This is a genomic window from Pseudomonas mercuritolerans, assembly GCF_025706525.1.
Taxonomy (GTDB): domain Bacteria; phylum Pseudomonadota; class Gammaproteobacteria; order Pseudomonadales; family Pseudomonadaceae; genus Aquipseudomonas; species Aquipseudomonas mercuritolerans.
Map to the genome: position 1 here is coordinate 469,090 of NZ_JAMSHA010000005.1, position 15,481 is coordinate 484,570.

Below are 15,481 nucleotides of genomic sequence, written 5' to 3' on the forward strand. Positions count from 1 at the left end.
GAGCAGGCCCCACATTCGGACTTCGGTGGGAGCGAGCCTGCTCGCGAAGGCCGCGACTCGGTCACGGATAGACTGAAGATCCTTGCAGCACAAATCCCGGGCAACAAAAAAGCAGCCCGTAGGCTGCTTTTTTCTGCATCGGAAGCTGGGCTTAAGCCAGTTTTTCCTTGATGCGTGCTGCTTTACCCGACAGGTCGCGCAGGTAGTACAGCTTGGCTTTACGTACGTCACCGCGACGTTTGACAGCCATGCTGTCGATCTGCGGGGAGTAGGTCTGGAAAGTACGTTCTACGCCAACACCGTTGGAGATTTTACGAACGGTGAACGCACTGTTCACGCCGCGGTTACGCTTGGCGATTACAACGCCTTCGAACGCTTGCAGACGGGAACGATCGCCTTCCTTCACTTTCACCTGAACGACAATAGTGTCGCCTGGGGCGAAGGTAGGGATTTCTTTGGTCATCTGCTCTGCTTCGAGTGCAAGGATGATTTTGTTGGTCATGCTGTGCTCCTAAGGTAAATCGTTCGATCTACCATCGATACGTTGTTAACTATCGTCCCGCTCGCGGATGTATTCCTCGAGCAGCTTCTTCTCTTCTCCAGAAAGCGAGCGGCTTTCCAGAAGATCGGCGCGTCGTTCATAGGTCCGACCAAGGGACTGCTGTAAACGCCAACGCCGGATATGCGCGTGATTGCCACTCAGCAACACGTCGGGAACACGCTGATCCGCATACACCTCCGGGCGGGTGTAGTGCGGGCAATCCAGCAGACCATCCGTAAAGGAATCTTCCTCAGCGGAATCCGCATGCCCTAAAGCTCCAGGCAGCAGTCGTGTAACCGCATCGATCAGGACCATGGCCGGCAGCTCGCCGCCAGACAGTACATAGTCGCCAATCGACCACTCTTCATCGACATGAGCCTCAATAAAGCGCTCGTCAATGCCTTCGTAGCGGCCGGCAATCAGGATCAATGCATCCGATTGTGCCAGCTCGCGTACCGCCGACTGAGTCAGTTGACGGCCTTGGGGGGACAGGTAAATCACCTTCGCCGCCTCCCCGGCTGCTGCTTTGGCCTGAGCCAGTGCATCTTCCAGGGGCTTGATCTTCATCACCATGCCCGGACCACCGCCAAACGGGCGATCGTCCACAGTGTGATGCCGATCCGTCGTGTAATCTCGCGGATTCCAACAGGTCAGCTGCAAGAGCCCCTGTTTGACCGCACGACTGGTGATGCCGTAATCGCCAATGGCGGAAAACATCTCGGGAAACAGACTGATCACTTCTACGCGCAAGTTAGCCACGTTCAGAAGTCCGCGTCCCAATCCACCTTCATCTCGCCCGCTTCCAGGTCGACGGCCAACACGCATTGCTCCGTATAGGGCAACAGGCGTTCGCGATCATCCAGGCTGCCAGCGCAAGGCTTGACGACCATTACATCATTGGCGCCGGTTTCCAGAAGATGATCGATTTTCCCGAGCAATTGCCCAAGGGTGTCGATGACCTTCAGACCTTCCAGCTGGTACCAGTAGTACTCGCCTTCGGTCAATTCAGCGAACAGGTTGCGCGGCACGCAGATCTCATAACCGGCCAGAAGACGAGCTTCTTCACGATCATCGAGACCCTTGAGCTTGGCGACCAGGAACTTGTCGCTCCCGCGTCCACTGACCAGCTCGACCTGTTTGACATTGCCTTCGCGCTTGAGCGTCCAGGTTTTGTACTGCAACAGGTTTTCAGTCGGATCAGTAAAGGAATAAACCTTCACTTCGCCGCGAACGCCATGAACAGAATAAATTTTGCCAATAACGATCAAATCATCGGCAGGGGCTGGCGTCGCGTTCATATTGCTCAGGCCGCAGCCTTGGCAGATTCCTTCAACAACTGAGCAACGCGCTCAGAAGGTTGTGCACCAACGCTCAGCCAGTAGGCAACGCGCTCTTGGTTCACGGACAGACGGATTTCCTGACCACGGGCAACAGGGTTGAAGAAACCAACCTGTTCTTTGTGGGAGCCGTCACGCGGGTTGCGCGAGTCGGTTACGGTCAGGTGGTAAAACGGGCGCTTTTTGGAGCCGCCAAGGGCAAGACGGATTGTTAGCATGTGAACATCGTTCCTGTAGTCGGTGCTGCAAATCTAAATGCACAGCGGGCATGGGTGCCCGAAAGGCCGCATATTCTAAGGAATATCCGGACTTTTGCAAATGACTTTTTCCGGCGCCCATGGCATGCCGTGCAGATTTGCATAGAGAGCCGTCGATAAAAACGGCCAGTCAGCTCCCGCCGAGTGCGGGTTTGCTGTTGATCCTGCGTCCTTGCAGGGTCTGCGCCGGTGCGACGACCGGCGAAGTCTTGGTGTCCTGTCTCACATTTTCGGCATGCCGCCGCCGGGCAACATACCGCCCATGCCGCGCATCATTTTTGCCATACCGCCCTTGGCGGTGAATTTCTTCATCATCTTCTGCATCTGCTTGTGCTGCTTGATCAAGCGGCCGATGTCCTGCACCTGCGTGCCGGAACCCATGGCGATCCGGCGCTTGCGCGAACCGCTGATCAGCTCAGGATCGCGGCGCTCGGCCGGAGTCATGGAATTGATGATGGCTTCCATCTGCTTGAACTGCTTCTCTGCGGCGTTCTGGGCATTGCCCATCTGCGACAGGTTGACGCCGCCGATGCTCGGCAGTTTGTCCATGAGGCCGCCGAGGCCGCCCATGTTCTTCATCTGTTGCAGCTGATCGCGGAAGTCTTCGAGGTCGAAGCCCTTGCCCTTCTTCAGCTTCTTGGCCAGTTTGTCGGCCTTGTCCTTGTCCAGCGTCGCTTCGGCCTGCTCGATCAGGCTGAGCACGTCGCCCATGCCGAGGATCCGCGAGGCGATACGCTCAGGGTGGAACGGATCGAGCGCTTCGCTCTTCTCGCCCATACCGATGAACTTGATCGGCTTGCCGGTGATGGCGCGCACCGACAGCGCGGCACCACCACGGGCGTCGCCGTCGACCTTGGTCAGGATCACACCGGTCAGCGGCAGCGCATCGCCGAACGCCTTGGCCGTGTTGGCGGCGTCCTGACCGGTCATGGCGTCGACCACGAACAGGGTTTCGACCGGGTTGATCGCAGCGTGCAGCGCCTTGATCTCGCCCATCATCTCTTCGTCGATGTGCAGACGACCGGCGGTATCGACGATGACCACGTCGATGAATTTCAGTTTGGCTTCTTTAATAGCCGCATTGGCGATGTCGACCGGCTTCTGGCTCAGGTCGGACGGGAAGAACGTCACGCCGATGTCGTTGGCCAGGGTTTCCAACTGCTTGATCGCCGCCGGACGGTAAATATCCGCAGACACGACCATGACCGACTTCTTCTTGCGCTCTTTAAGAAAGCGCGCCAGTTTGCCGGCGGTGGTGGTTTTACCCGCGCCCTGCAGACCGGCCATCAGAATAACGGCTGGCGGAACGGCGCTCAGGTTGAGGTCTTCGTTGGCCGCGCCCATCAGGCTTTCGAGTTCGGCCTGGACGATCTTCACGAATGCCTGGCCCGGCGTCAGGCTGCGCGACACCTCGGTGCCGACAGCGCGCTCCTTGACCGAATTGACGAAGTCCTTGACCACCGGCAATGCGACGTCAGCTTCGAGCAACGCCATGCGCACTTCACGCAGGGTGTCTTTGATATTGTCCTCGGTCAGCTTCGCCTTGCCGGTGACATGGCGCAGCGTCTGCGAGAGACGGTCGGTTAAGTTTTCAAACATTGCGCGATCCTTTCAGGCCCTGTACGAACCGGGATAATGGCGGCCCAGACCGGAATCAACATGTGCTCGGCGAGCCTGCGGCGTGGGCAGGTCGCGGATTATAGCGAAGACTGCGGCCGGCGGACACCTCGCCGTCAGCTTGCGGAGTCTTTCGTGCCGTGGCGGTTCTATGCCAAACTCAGCGCCTTTCGGGCTCGCCTAACAGGATTTATGCTCCCCTTGTCACCCAGTTTGCTGACCACCCTCGCCGCCGCCCTGCTCTATGCCGCTGCGACCGTCTATCAAAGTACTCGTCTGGCCATCGGCGCCAAGGCGAACAAGCGCCTGCTGGTCAGCCTCGGCGTCTTCGCCGTGCTCGCCCATGGCGCCAGCCTGCTTACACATCTATTGACCCCGATCGGCCTTGGCCTGGACTTTTTCAGTGCGTCCAGCCTGATTGCCGCCGCGGTAATCGCCCTGACCCTGCTCGCCTGTTCGCGGATCCCGGTGGAAAACCTGCTGGTGCTGTTGTTCCCGCTGGGCGCGATCACGGTATTGCTGGCGCAGTTCGCGCCGACCGGCACGGTGCAGATCATCGATGAAGAGCCGGGCATCCTCGCGCACATCCTATTGTCGATCCTCGCCTACGGCATGTTCACCATTGCGGTGTTCCAGGCGTTGCTGCTGCTGGTTCAGGACCATCAGCTCAAGCACAAGCACCCGTCCGGGCTGATCAAGAACTTCCCGCCCCTGCAAACCATGGAAAGCCTGCTGTTCGGCTTTCTCTGGGCCGGCTGGACGCTGCTGTCGCTGTCGCTGATTTCCGGCTGGCTGTTCGTCGAGAACCTGTTCGCCCAGCACCTGGTGCACAAGACTCTGCTGGCCTGCCTGGCATGGATCGTCTTCAGCGTGCTGCTGTGGGGCCGCAACCGTCTGGGCTGGCGCGGCCACAAGGCGATTCGCTGGACCCTCGCCGGTTTCTGCCTGCTGATGCTGGCGTACTTCGGCAGCAAACTGGTTCGTGAATACATTCTGCACATCTGACGGGCGGCATAAATGGACGGTTTGCCCATAGGGCCGATGCTCGCGGTATTTGTCCTGCTGATTTTATGGTCAGGGCTGTTTACCGCCGTCGAAATCGCGCAGCAGCACCTGCTCGCGCAACGTATCGCCTCGCGCGCCAGCGATAAACCGCTGGCGAAGCTGAGCTTCCCGCTCGACAGCCTGATCCTCTGCAATACCCTGTGCCGCGCTCTCGCGGTGATCATCGCGACGCTGCTGGCGATTTTTCTCTGCGAAGAAAACGGCCCTTGGGCGGCGTGCCTGGGCGCCGGCGCCATCCTGCTGGTGTTCGCCGATTATTTCCCGCGCACCGTCGCCCGGCGCTATCCGGATGCCGTGCTGGCGTTCGGCAACGCCCTGCTGGTCGTGCCGATGAAAATCGTCTATCCGTTTGCCTGGCTGTTCAGCCGAATCAGCGCCTTGCTGATGACCCCGTTTACGCGCAAGGTTCAGGTGGTGCAACAGAGCGAGGACGAGGTGCCGGCCGATCACGATGAGGATCACGACCATCCCGTGCGCAGCCACCCGGTGTCGGGCATTCATGCGCTGGACAACATTACGGTCAACGACATCCTGGTGCCGCGCAGTGACGTCGATGGCATCAACCTCGACGATTCGATCGAAGAGATCATCGAGCAACTGCGCGAGAACAAGCGCACGCGTCTGCCGGTTTTTCACAGCGACATCAATCAGGTCGAAGCGGTGCTTAACACCCGCCAGATCGGCCATTTGCTGAGCAACGGCGGATTGACCCGCGAGGCACTGCTGGCCGCCAGCTACGAGCCCTACTTCGTCCCGGAAAGCACGCCGCTCCAGCTGCAATTGCTGAACTTCCACAAGCAGCAGCGGCGCCTTGGCATGGTCGTCGATGAGTACGGCGAAGTGCTGGGCATCGTCACCCTTGAAGATATTCTCGAAGAGATCGTCGGCGAATTCGAAAGCGAGCACAGCCTCGACAATCCGCACATTCATCCCCAGGCCGACGGGCGCATGGTGATCGATGGCGCCGCGTCGATCCGCGACCTGAACAAGTGCCTGGGCTGGCATCTGCCGAGCGATGGGCCGAAGACGCTCAATGGCTTGGTCACCGAAGCGCTGGAAACCATTCCGGAAAGCGCGGTGTGCCTGAAGATCGGGCGTTATCGACTGGAAATCCTCGAGACCGAGGAGAACCGGGTGAGCAAGGTGTTGATCTGGCTGACCTCATCGGTGCCTGCTCTGGTGCCTGCAAGATAAAAGATCAAAAGATCGCAGCCTTCGGCAGCTCCTACATGTGGAATGCGTTCATCTCCAGGAGCTGCCGAAGGCTCGGACCGCGATCGGACGATCTTTTGCGCTTGTTTGATCGTTAGCCCCCTTCCTATAATCGAGGCGCTTACCCAAGCGCCGTCGATCCCTGTGCCTACCCGGCACTGCCCGGATCGTGACTGTTTCCGCTGCAAACCGACGACTGTTCCTACTCGAAACAGCGCTCGCGCCCTACCCCACATCCCTGGGTGTTCGACCATAATAATTCGCTCCACTGGAGCTCATGACTGTCAGGGATCACCGCATGACGACCCATACCGCTTACAGCGAAACCGCGCCTGCCCAGCCGACCAATTCCGCCACCCGCGTGGCCACGGCAAGCTTCATCGGCACCGCCATCGAGTTCTACGACTTCTACGTTTACGCCACCGCTGCGGCGCTGGTGATCGGGCCGGTATTCTTTCCGCAGACCTCCGGCACGGCGCAGATGCTTTCGGCGTTTCTCACTTTCGGCATTGCCTTCCTCGCCCGACCACTGGGTTCGGCACTGTTTGGCCACTTCGGCGACCGCATCGGGCGCAAGTCGACGCTGGTCGCCTCGTTGCTGTTGATGGGCGTGTGCACCACCTTGATTGGCGTGTTGCCGGGCTACGACAGCATTGGGGCCTGGGCGCCGATTCTGCTGTGCGTGCTGCGTTTCGGTCAGGGCCTGGGCCTTGGCGGTGAATGGGGCGGCGCGGCGCTGCTGGCTACGGAAAACGCGCCGAAGGGCAAACGCGCGTGGTTCGGCATGTTCCCGCAGCTCGGGCCTTCGATTGGTTTTCTGGCGGCCAACGGTCTGTTCCTGACCCTGGCGATGACGCTGGATGATGAACAGTTCCGCAGCTGGGGCTGGCGTATACCGTTTCTGCTCAGCGCGGCGCTGGTGATGGTTGGCCTGTATGTGCGCCTCAAGCTGCATGAAACGCCAGTGTTCGCCAATGCGATCGCTCGTCAGGAGCGAGTGAAAGTGCCGCTGGTCGAGTTGTTCAGCCAATACTGGGCTCCAACACTGCTGGGTGCGGCGGCGATGGTGGTCTGCTACGCACTGTTCTATATCTCGACAGTGTTTTCCCTGAGCTACGGTGTATCCACGCTGGGTTATAGCCGCGAAACGTTCCTCGGCCTGCTGTGCTTTGCCGTGTTGTTCATGGCCGCAGCGACCCCATTGTCAGCCTGGGCCAGCGACCGTTACGGGCGCAAACCGGTGCTGATCATTGGTGGCGTGCTGGCGATTCTGTCTGGATTTCTGATGGAGCCATTGCTGACGCAGGGCTCGACCTGGGGCGTGGCGCTGTTTCTGTGCATCGAGCTGTTTTTGATGGGCGTGACATTCGCACCGATGGGCGCGCTGTTGCCTGAGCTGTTTCCGACCCACGTGCGTTATACCGGTGCTTCGGCGGCGTACAACCTGGGCGGGATCGTCGGAGCCTCGGCGGCGCCGTTCTTTGCGCAGAAACTGGTGGCGATGGGCGGGTTGAGCTATGTCGGCGGGTATGTGTCGGCGGCGGCGGTGTTGAGTCTGATTGCGGTGCTGTGCTTGAAGGAAACCCGCAACAACGATCTGAATCAGGTTGCCTGACAGAAGATCAAAAGCTTCGCGAGCAGGCTCGCTCCCACAGGGAAATGCATTCCAAATGTGGGAGCGAGCCTGCTCGCGAATAGCTGCCGCGACCCGGTTTACAGCTCGACAACAACCGCCTGCGACGCACGGGTCGCTTTGGCGCGAGCAGCCTCGATCGACTCATCCCGCGCCAGCGCCACGCCCATGCGGCGCTGACCGTTCACTTCCGGCTTGCCGAACAGACGCAGCGCGGTGTCCGGCTCGCTCAACGCAGCGCCCAGATTGGCGAATGCGGTCTGGGTCGACTGGCCTTCAACCAGAATCACTGCCGACGCCGATGGGCCGAACTGACGGATCAGCGGCACCGGCAGGCCGAGAATGGCGCGGGCATGCAGGGCGAACTGGGACAAATCCTGGGAAATCAGCGTGACCAGACCGGTGTCATGCGGCCGTGGCGAGACTTCGCTGAACCACACCTGATCGCCTTTGATGAACAGCTCGACGCCGAACAGACCACGGCCACCCAGCGCTTCAGTGACTGCTTTGGCAACGCGCTCGGATTCAGCCAGAGCAATCGGGCTCATGGCCTGCGGCTGCCAGGATTCCTGATAGTCGCCCTTCTCCTGACGGTGACCGACCGGTGCGCAGAACGTGGTGCCGCCAATGTGGCGCACGGTCAGCAGGGTGATTTCGTAGTCAAAGTCGATGAAGCCTTCGATGATCACCCGACCTTTGCCAGCGCGACCGCCCTCTTGCGCGTAATCCCAGGCCTTCTGCACATCATCGGAGCTGCGCAGCAGGCTTTGGCCCTTGCCTGACGAACTCATCACTGGCTTGACCACGCAAGGGAAACCCAGGTCCTGAACGGCTTTGCTGTAGTCCTCGAAGGTGTCGGCAAAGTGATACGGCGAGGTCGGCAGATCCAGCTCTTCGGCAGCCAGACGACGGATACCTTCGCGGTTCATGGTCAGCTGCGCCGCACGCGCGGTCGGGATCACGGTGAAGCCTTCGGCTTCCAGCTCGACCAGCGTGGCGGTAGCGATGGCTTCGATTTCCGGCACGATGAAGTGCGGCTTCTCGGCTTCGATCACTGCACGCAAAGCAGCGCCGTCGAGCATGTTGATCACGTGGCTGCGATGGGCGACTTGCATGGCCGGCGCGTTGGCGTAGCGGTCGACGGCAATCACTTCAACGCCCAGGCGCTGCAGTTCGATTACCACTTCCTTGCCCAACTCACCACAGCCACACAGCAATACGCGGGTCGCGGTTGGCGACAATGGAGTTCCGATACGGGTCATCTCAGGTCCTCAAAGGAAGCGGATCATCGAGGAAAGCCACGCAGGTGCGCTTTCCATGGGGAGAAAGCGCGGCATTTTACATGAACCCGAGGGTTTGGCTTCAGCTGGCGACAGCCTGTTTGCGATCACGCCAGGCCATGATCAGCCAGACCGCGGTAACGCCGGCGAACTTGGAGGCCAGCGCAGTGATGATCACCGGCGGCGTCAAGGCATCGATCATGCCGAAAAAAATGAAGGTATCCAGCGGAATGCTCAGCGCCGAACTGATCCACAGACGGTCGCGCAATGGCCGCTTGGTGATGCTGAACACCAGCCAGTCGATGCACTCGGAGACCGCGAACGCCGTGGCGCTGGCCAGCGCGATGGAAGGATCGGAGGTGATGTAGGAAAGCACCAGTGCCGCCAGCATCGCCACGATCGCGCCATGACCGAAGCGCGTTTGCACCATGTCGCGCAGCACGAACACCAGCCCGCCCCAGGCCGACCAGATGATGTCCAGGTGCGGTGCGGTGGAAAAGGCGAAGTTGATCAGCACGACGCTGCTGATGTAGGCGATGAGGAAGATCATGGGGGCGGCCTGTAAATGTGGCGCACAGGTTACTTGAGCGCTGGTATTGCGCCAATAGGTGCGGTGACAGGACCGACGTCTTCGCGAGCAGGCTCGCTCCCACAGTGGAATGCATTTTCAAGGTGGGAGCGAGCCTGCTCGCGAAAGCGGTGGTTCAGACGCCTGACTTCGCGGGAATCATCCAGACCAATCCACTCGCCTTCGCCCGTTCATGACACAGCCCCAGCACCACCCGGCGCTCGTCATTGTTCATGCGGCCCCAGCGGGTGATCTCCGCGACCGTGCGCTGGCACCCGGTGCAAACATCATCTTCGTCCAGCGCGCAGATATTCACACACGGCGAGGCGACTGGTCGTTCAACAGTCGTCATTGTTCCTGCTCGACCAGATCGCGGGCGTACCGCTGCGAGTTATGCACATAGTGCGCGGCGCTGGCTTCGAGCATCTTTTTCTGCGCCTCGGTCAGTTCACGCACGACCTTGCCCGGAGAGCCCATCACCAGCGAACCGTCGGGAATTTCCTTGCCTTCGCCGATCAGCGAATTGGCGCCGATGATGCAGTTCTTGCCGATCTTCGCGCCGTTGAGAATCACCGCGTTGATGCCGATCAGGCTGTAATCGCCGACTGTGCAGCCATGCAGCATGGCGTTGTGGCCGATGGTCACGCCGGTGCCGATGGTCAGTGGGTAACCCATGTCGGTGTGCATCACCGTACCGTCCTGCACATTGCTGTTCTTGCCGATGAGGATCAGTTCGTTGTCGCCGCGCAACACAGCGTTGAACCAGACGTTGGCGCCCTCTTCCAGGCGAACCTTGCCCACCAGCACGGCATTGGGCGCGACCCAGCTCTGTGGATGGGTTTCGACACGGGCGTCGCCCAGGCGGTATTTCATCTTGGTTTCCTCAGGGCTCACGGCCGTTCGAACGACGGCTCAGGTATCGATAAAGCTTTTCGGCGGTCGGTGCAGGCTGATTTTGGCGTCATAGAGCAGGTTGATCAACTCGACGATCATGATCGCCGTCAGGCCCCAGATCTTGTACTCGCCGAAGCGATAGCTCGGCACGTACCAACTGCGGCCCTGATAGTCGATGCGATGGGTGTGCTCGCGCGGGTCCTTGCGGAAGAATTCCAGCGGTACGCTGAAGACGGCGGCAATCTCGGCATCATTGGGCTGGTATTCGACAAAGTCGGGAATCACCCCGACATACGGCGTTACCTTGATGCCGTGCAGGGAGATCAACGGACTTAGCGGGCCGATGACTTCGACCAGACCCGGTGGCAGGCCGATCTCTTCTTCGGCTTCGCGCAGCGCGGTGAATATGAGGTCCGGATCTTCCGGGTCGCGGCGCCCTCCGGGGAAGGCAACTTCGCCGCCATGGGTGGAAAGCCCGCTGGCGCGCAGGGTCAGGACCAGTTCCGGTTCGTCACTGCGGGTGATCGGCACCAGCACAGCGGCTTCGGGAAAACGTGCGTCGGTCTCCAGCGTGCGCGGTGTGTGGTTGCTTACCCTATGCAGTAGCTCGTCCAGCATGAGTGTTCTCGATCGGTGCCTTGCTCCGCATCATGCACCAATCAAAGCGAGCGCCCAAGCCCCCGAAACCCGTCGTGTCGCGAAACGACAACTTGCCGACCGGCCCCGCTGCACGCCAAGATAGGCGCAGCATTCAGGAACCCGAGCATGAAATTTTGCAGCCACTGCGGTAACCCGGTCACCCAGCGCATTCCCGAAGGCGACTCGCGGCTGCGATTTGTCTGCGACAGCTGTCAGACTATTCACTACCAGAACCCCAATATCGTCGCCGGGTGCGTACCGACCTGGGGGACGAAAGTGCTGCTCTGCCGCCGCGCCATCGAGCCGCGTCTCGGTTACTGGACGCTACCTGCCGGCTTCATGGAAAACGGCGAGACCATCGAGCAGGCCGCCATCCGCGAAACCGCCGAAGAAGCCTGCGCCCGGGTGCGCAACCTGAGCATCTACACGCTGATCGACGTGCCGCACATCAGCCAGGTGCATGTGTTCTTCCGCGCCGAACTGGCCGATCTGCAATACGCGGCCGGGCCGGAGAGCCTTGAAGTGCAGCTGTTCGAAGAAGCCGACATTCCCTGGGACGAGCTGGCTTTCCGCACGGTCGGGCGCACGCTGGAGTGTTTCTTTGCCGATCGGCGCAGCGAGGTTTACCCGGTGCGTTCGGAGTCGATTCCGCCACTGGTGCAGCCGGCGATCACTTGAGCTTCGCGGCACCCTGCCGATAACCACACCTGCATCTATCACTATGTGTCTGCGTCATTCTTGGGGAATCGTTTCAATGCGTTGGTTGCTTGCCCTGTTGTGCCTGTCGTTCGTCAGCGTTTCGCAAGCGTCATTCGTGACCACCGTGACGCCCTCGAACACTCCATTGATCGAAAAAGTCCTGGTACTGAAATCGGCCCACCAACTGCAGTTGATTGCCGACGGCAAGCCGCTGAAGACCTATCGCATCTCCTTGGGCAAGGGCGCGAAGAAAGGGCCGAAACTGATCGAGGGCGACAAACGCACACCCGAAGGTTTCTATTGGATCGACTGGCGCAAGACCAGCGACAAATTCAACCTGTCGATGCACATCTCCTACCCGAACATCAGCGATGCCGCCCGTGCTCGCCGTGAAGGTGTCGAGCCCGGCGGGATGATCATGATCCACGGCACTCCGGATTCGGCAGACAATCCGGAGCAGTTGTTCCATACCCTCGACTGGACCGACGGCTGCATCGCCATGCGCAACGTCGACATGCGTGAAGTGTGGAATCTGGTACCGGACGGCACGATGATCGAGATTCGCCCTTAATCCCTGACCACTGGTCACCCGCAAAAAAATAAATCAAAAGATCGCAGCCTGCGGCAGCGCCTACAGAGGTGATACCACTCTCAACTGTAGGCGCTGCCGCAGGCTGCGATCTTTTGCTTTTTATAGGCCAACACTAATACCACTTTAAACAACGCCCTCTGAAAGCCGCCAATCCATTGGGCCAGACGCCGATTCATGGCGTTGACATGGTATTCAAGTGGTATTAGCTTCCGTCGCACAAGCGAGCCACAACAACCCTATACTCGCGGCGGAAACGACCTACATGAACGACCTCCAATCCCTACGTCCTGACGATGCCCAGCCGACGCCGCTGTACTTGCAGCTGGCGCGCAATCTGGAAGCGGCGATTCATGCCGGGCAGTGGAAGGCCGAACAGGCGATGCCGTCCGAGCGCAACCTCAGCGACCAGCTCGGCATCTCCCGGGTCACCGCACGCAAAGCTTTGGAAGTCTTGCTCGAGCAAGGCCTGATCCGCCGCCTGCAAGGCTCGGGCACGTTCATCACCCCACGGCTGGAACAACCGCTGTCGCGTCTGTCCGGCTTCAGCGAAATGCTGCGCCTGAAAGGTTTCGTGCCCAGCTCGAAATGGCTGGAGCGGGAAATCACCCTGCCGACCCACGAAGAATTGATCCGCCTCGGCCTGTCGCCGAATGACAAGGTGGCGCGCATGAAGCGCCTGCGCAAAGCCGATGACACGGTCATGGCGATCGAGATGAGCACCCTGCCCGCCTCAATCATGCCCAGGCCGCAAGCGGTGGGCGATTCGCTTTACGAATACCTCGACGGCATCGGCAAACCGATCGTCCGCGCCCTTCAGCACATCCAGGCAATCAACGCCTCCGACGAATTCGCCGCGCTGGTCGGCATCGCCCCCGGCACCGCCATGCTGCTGATGACCCGGGTCGGCTATCTGGAAGACAACACGCCGATCGAAGTCACCGACACCTATTGCCGCAACGACTACTACGACTTTGTTGCAGAGCTTCGCCGCTGATCAGCAGCAAGCCAAACGAGAGAAGCGAAATGTCCGAAGACAACATCCTCACCGCCAGCGGCTGGGTTCGCGGCCGGCTGGTTCACGAACACGGCAAGGTCCTGTCGATCGAAGGCGTGCCCTGCGATCCGGCGGCTAACGATCTGCCCTATCTGCTGCCGGGTTTCATCGACCTGCATGTGCACGGCGGCGGCGGCAAAGACATCATGGAGGGCGCCGAAGCCTTCGAAACCATCAGCAGAACCCATGTGCGTTTCGGCACCACTTCGCTGCTGGCCACGACCATGACTGCGCCGAGCGCGGAGATCTCCAGCGTTCTCAAAGAGGTAGGAGAATTCTGCGAACAGCGTCCGAAAGGCGCCGCGCGAGTCCTCGGCGTGCACCTTGAAGGCCCTTACATCAACCCGGGAAAACTCGGCGCCCAACCGAACTTCGCCCACACCGCGTTGATGGCCGAAGTCGAAGAATATCTGGCGCTGGCGCCGATCCGCGTCATCACCATTGCCCCGGAAATCGCCGGTCACGATGCATTGATCCGTGAGCTGAGCAGCCGTGGCATCCGCATGCAGATCGGGCACACCCTCGGCAGCTACGAGGAAGGCGTCGCCGCGCTGGCTGCCGGAGCCAGCAGTTTCACCCACCTCTATAACGCCATGAGCCCGCTGCATCACCGCGAGCCGGGCATCGTCGGCGCAGCACTGGCCCACGCCAAATACGCCGAGCTGATTCCCGATCTGTTGCACGTGCATCCCGGCGCCATCCGCGTGGCCCTGCGCTCGATCCCGTGCCTGTATTGCGTCACCGATTCGACCGCCGCCGCCGGCATGCCCGACGGTGAATACAAGCTTGGCAGCCACACCGTGACCAAATGCCTGGGCGGCGTGCGCCTGCCCGACGGCACGCTGGCCGGCAGCACCCTGACCATGGATCAGGCCCTGCGCAATCTGGTCAAGATCGGTCTGCCGATCGCCGAAGCCTCGCAGCGTCTATCGCAATTTCCCGCCGACTACCTCGGCATCACCGAACGCGGGCGCCTTGCCCCCGGCGCCTGGGCCGACTGCGTGCGGCTCGATCGCTCACTCACACTGACCGCCGTCATGGTCGAAGGAGAAGACATTGACTTCAAAAATGCTTGAAGAGGCGCTGTCCTCGTTCGAGGCCGTGCAAGCCCAACTGCAACAGCTCGACGCGCCGATGGTCGAGATCGCCGGGCGCCTGCGCCGGCAGCCACCGCAAGTGGCGATGACCGTCGCCCGTGGCAGCTCCGACCACGCGGCGAGCTACTTCGCCTACCTGACCATGCAGCAACTGGGCGTGCCGGTGGCCTCGTTGCCGATGTCGGTGGTGACCATGCAGCAGGCGCCGCTGAAAGTCAGCGGTCAGGTCGCCTTTGCGTTTTCGCAGTCGGGGCAGAGCCCGGATCTGGTCAACAGCCTGCGCCTGTTGCGCAAGCGTGGCGCGCTGAGCGTGTCGATGGTCAACGCTGCCGATTCGCCACTGGAAGCGGCCTGTGAATTCAGCCTGCCGCTGCTCGCCGGCACGGAAAGCAGCGTCGCCGCGACCAAGAGTTTTATCGCCACCCTCAGCGCCAGCGCGCGCTTGATCGCGCACTGGAAAGAGGACAGCGAATTGCTGCAAGCCCACGATGCGCTGCCAGAAGGCCTGCGCGAAGCGGCGAAACAGGACTGGAGCGTGGCCATCGAAGCCCTGCGTGATTGCGAGCGCCTGATGGTGATCGGCCGTGGCGCCGGTTTTGCCATTGCTCAGGAAGCGGCACTGAAATTCAAGGAAACCTCGGCGATTCAGGCCGAAGCGTTCAGCAGTGCCGAAGTCCGTCACGGCCCGATGGCACTGATCGACGAACACTATCCGCTGCTGGTGTTCGCCCCACGCGGCGCCGAGCAGGCCGGCCTGCTGAGTCTGGCGGCGGAAATGCGCCAGCGCGGCGCCCGGGTTTTGCTCGCCGCGCCGGATGACGTCAGCGAACGCGACCTGACCCTGAGCCGCGCCGAACACCCGGCCCTCGATCCGATTCTGGCGATCCAGAGTTTCTACGTGATGGCCGCAGGCCTGGCCGTGGCGCGGGGCATGGACCCGGATCAGCCGCGCCATTTGAGCAAAGTGACCCGCACGCATTAAGTCCGACTGACTGC

18 protein-coding genes are annotated in these 15,481 nt (G+C 60.7%); 8 read left to right on the top strand and 10 right to left on the bottom strand.

The genetic code is table 11. The features are described 5' to 3' along the window. Positions 1-151: 151 nt before the first annotated feature. The 5 genes from rplS to ffh form a co-directional block, all read right to left on the bottom strand. A complete protein-coding gene (rplS, locus tag ND528_RS16995; RefSeq protein WP_003175895.1) occupies positions 152-502 on the bottom strand; it encodes a 50S ribosomal protein L19 in 351 nt (116 codons plus the stop codon). Positions 503-547: 45 nt separating this feature from the next. Beyond that, positions 548-1,300, bottom strand: a complete 753-nt coding sequence (gene trmD, locus ND528_RS17000) for a tRNA (guanosine(37)-N1)-methyltransferase TrmD (protein ID WP_038860625.1) — start codon at positions 1,298-1,300, stop codon at positions 548-550. Positions 1,301-1,302: 2 nt separating this feature from the next. Further along, positions 1,303-1,839 (bottom strand): ribosome maturation factor RimM, encoded by a 537-nt coding sequence (gene rimM / locus ND528_RS17005; RefSeq protein ID WP_016771538.1) that lies wholly within the window; start codon positions 1,837-1,839, stop codon positions 1,303-1,305. Positions 1,840-1,844: 5 nt separating this feature from the next. Beyond that, the gene (gene rpsP, locus ND528_RS17010) at positions 1,845-2,096 is read right to left on the bottom strand and encodes a 30S ribosomal protein S16 (protein WP_003185073.1); all 252 of its coding nucleotides are present in this window, start codon (positions 2,094-2,096) and stop codon (positions 1,845-1,847) included. A gap of 261 nt (positions 2,097-2,357) precedes the next feature. Then, positions 2,358-3,734: a signal recognition particle protein gene (ffh, locus tag ND528_RS17015; protein ID WP_007967791.1), complete on the bottom strand. Its 1,377-nt coding sequence runs from the start codon at positions 3,732-3,734 to the stop codon at positions 2,358-2,360. A gap of 210 nt (positions 3,735-3,944) precedes the next feature. Here ffh and ND528_RS17020 point away from each other — a divergent pair, with 210 nt between their 5' ends. The 3 genes from ND528_RS17020 to ND528_RS17030 all read left to right on the top strand — a co-directional run bounded on the left by ND528_RS17020 (position 3,945) and on the right by ND528_RS17030 (position 7,644). Further along, positions 3,945-4,757 (top strand): cytochrome C assembly family protein, encoded by an 813-nt coding sequence (locus tag ND528_RS17020; protein WP_130912387.1) that lies wholly within the window; start codon positions 3,945-3,947, stop codon positions 4,755-4,757. A 12-nt stretch (positions 4,758-4,769) separates the two neighbouring features. Beyond that, the gene (locus tag ND528_RS17025) at positions 4,770-6,011 is read left to right on the top strand and encodes a CNNM domain-containing protein (protein WP_263470764.1); all 1,242 of its coding nucleotides are present in this window, start codon (positions 4,770-4,772) and stop codon (positions 6,009-6,011) included. Between the two features lie 316 nt (positions 6,012-6,327). Continuing rightward, the gene (locus ND528_RS17030; protein ID WP_016771542.1) at positions 6,328-7,644 is read left to right on the top strand and encodes an MFS transporter; all 1,317 of its coding nucleotides are present in this window, start codon (positions 6,328-6,330) and stop codon (positions 7,642-7,644) included. 98 nt (positions 7,645-7,742) lie between these two features. On the opposite strand, the gene purT is transcribed toward ND528_RS17030, so the two are convergent. From purT to ND528_RS17055, 5 genes are all read right to left on the bottom strand, one after another. Further along, positions 7,743-8,924, bottom strand: a complete 1,182-nt coding sequence (gene purT / locus ND528_RS17035; protein ID WP_263470765.1) for a formate-dependent phosphoribosylglycinamide formyltransferase — start codon at positions 8,922-8,924, stop codon at positions 7,743-7,745. 100 nt (positions 8,925-9,024) lie between these two features. Then, positions 9,025-9,492 carry a VUT family protein gene (locus tag ND528_RS17040; protein WP_016771544.1) on the bottom strand — a complete coding sequence of 156 codons (468 nt, stop codon included), beginning with the start codon at positions 9,490-9,492 and terminating at the stop codon, positions 9,025-9,027. Positions 9,493-9,646: 154 nt separating this feature from the next. Further along, the gene (locus ND528_RS17045) at positions 9,647-9,862 is read right to left on the bottom strand and encodes a DUF1289 domain-containing protein (RefSeq protein WP_039759143.1); all 216 of its coding nucleotides are present in this window, start codon (positions 9,860-9,862) and stop codon (positions 9,647-9,649) included. Beyond that, positions 9,859-10,383, bottom strand: a complete 525-nt coding sequence (locus ND528_RS17050; RefSeq protein WP_016771546.1) for a gamma carbonic anhydrase family protein — start codon at positions 10,381-10,383, stop codon at positions 9,859-9,861. The genes ND528_RS17045 and ND528_RS17050 overlap by 4 nt, the downstream gene beginning before the upstream one ends. A gap of 39 nt (positions 10,384-10,422) precedes the next feature. Continuing rightward, positions 10,423-11,022, bottom strand: a complete 600-nt coding sequence (locus tag ND528_RS17055) for a CoA pyrophosphatase (protein ID WP_016771547.1) — start codon at positions 11,020-11,022, stop codon at positions 10,423-10,425. A 147-nt stretch (positions 11,023-11,169) separates the two neighbouring features. Here ND528_RS17055 and ND528_RS17060 point away from each other — a divergent pair, with 147 nt between their 5' ends. The 5 genes from ND528_RS17060 to ND528_RS17080 all read left to right on the top strand — a co-directional run bounded on the left by ND528_RS17060 (position 11,170) and on the right by ND528_RS17080 (position 15,467). Continuing rightward, a complete protein-coding gene (locus ND528_RS17060) occupies positions 11,170-11,721 on the top strand; it encodes an NUDIX hydrolase (protein ID WP_016771548.1) in 552 nt (183 codons plus the stop codon). Between the two features lie 76 nt (positions 11,722-11,797). Further along, positions 11,798-12,313 carry a L,D-transpeptidase family protein gene (locus ND528_RS17065; RefSeq protein ID WP_024011712.1) on the top strand — a complete coding sequence of 172 codons (516 nt, stop codon included), beginning with the start codon at positions 11,798-11,800 and terminating at the stop codon, positions 12,311-12,313. Positions 12,314-12,596: 283 nt separating this feature from the next. Further along, the gene (locus ND528_RS17070) at positions 12,597-13,328 is read left to right on the top strand and encodes a GntR family transcriptional regulator (protein ID WP_130910689.1); all 732 of its coding nucleotides are present in this window, start codon (positions 12,597-12,599) and stop codon (positions 13,326-13,328) included. 29 nt (positions 13,329-13,357) lie between these two features. Then, positions 13,358-14,464 (top strand): N-acetylglucosamine-6-phosphate deacetylase, encoded by a 1,107-nt coding sequence (gene nagA / locus ND528_RS17075; RefSeq protein WP_263470766.1) that lies wholly within the window; start codon positions 13,358-13,360, stop codon positions 14,462-14,464. After that, positions 14,445-15,467, top strand: a complete 1,023-nt coding sequence (locus ND528_RS17080) for an SIS domain-containing protein (protein WP_263470767.1) — start codon at positions 14,445-14,447, stop codon at positions 15,465-15,467. The genes nagA and ND528_RS17080 overlap by 20 nt, the downstream gene beginning before the upstream one ends. The last annotated feature ends 14 nt before the right edge of the window (positions 15,468-15,481 follow it).

Coding starts and splice junctions, on each gene's coding strand:
- rplS (WP_003175895.1), bottom strand. CDS start 502: ATGACCAACAAAATCATCCTTGCACTCGAAGCAGAGCAGATGACCAAA.
- rimM (WP_016771538.1), bottom strand. CDS start 1,839: ATGAACGCGACGCCAGCCCCTGCCGATGATTTGATCGTTATTGGCAAA.
- rpsP (WP_003185073.1), bottom strand. CDS start 2,096: ATGCTAACAATCCGTCTTGCCCTTGGCGGCTCCAAAAAGCGCCCGTTT.
- ffh (WP_007967791.1), bottom strand. CDS start 3,734: ATGTTTGAAAACTTAACCGACCGTCTCTCGCAGACGCTGCGCCATGTC.
- ND528_RS17020 (WP_130912387.1), top strand. CDS start 3,945: ATGCTCCCCTTGTCACCCAGTTTGCTGACCACCCTCGCCGCCGCCCTG.
- ND528_RS17025 (WP_263470764.1), top strand. CDS start 4,770: ATGGACGGTTTGCCCATAGGGCCGATGCTCGCGGTATTTGTCCTGCTG.
- ND528_RS17030 (WP_016771542.1), top strand. CDS start 6,328: ATGACGACCCATACCGCTTACAGCGAAACCGCGCCTGCCCAGCCGACC.
- purT (WP_263470765.1), bottom strand. CDS start 8,924: ATGACCCGTATCGGAACTCCATTGTCGCCAACCGCGACCCGCGTATTG.
- ND528_RS17040 (WP_016771544.1), bottom strand. CDS start 9,492: ATGATCTTCCTCATCGCCTACATCAGCAGCGTCGTGCTGATCAACTTC.
- ND528_RS17045 (WP_039759143.1), bottom strand. CDS start 9,862: ATGACGACTGTTGAACGACCAGTCGCCTCGCCGTGTGTGAATATCTGC.
- ND528_RS17050 (WP_016771546.1), bottom strand. CDS start 10,383: ATGAAATACCGCCTGGGCGACGCCCGTGTCGAAACCCATCCACAGAGC.
- ND528_RS17055 (WP_016771547.1), bottom strand. CDS start 11,022: ATGCTGGACGAGCTACTGCATAGGGTAAGCAACCACACACCGCGCACG.
- ND528_RS17060 (WP_016771548.1), top strand. CDS start 11,170: ATGAAATTTTGCAGCCACTGCGGTAACCCGGTCACCCAGCGCATTCCC.
- ND528_RS17065 (WP_024011712.1), top strand. CDS start 11,798: ATGCGTTGGTTGCTTGCCCTGTTGTGCCTGTCGTTCGTCAGCGTTTCG.
- ND528_RS17070 (WP_130910689.1), top strand. CDS start 12,597: ATGAACGACCTCCAATCCCTACGTCCTGACGATGCCCAGCCGACGCCG.
- nagA (WP_263470766.1), top strand. CDS start 13,358: ATGTCCGAAGACAACATCCTCACCGCCAGCGGCTGGGTTCGCGGCCGG.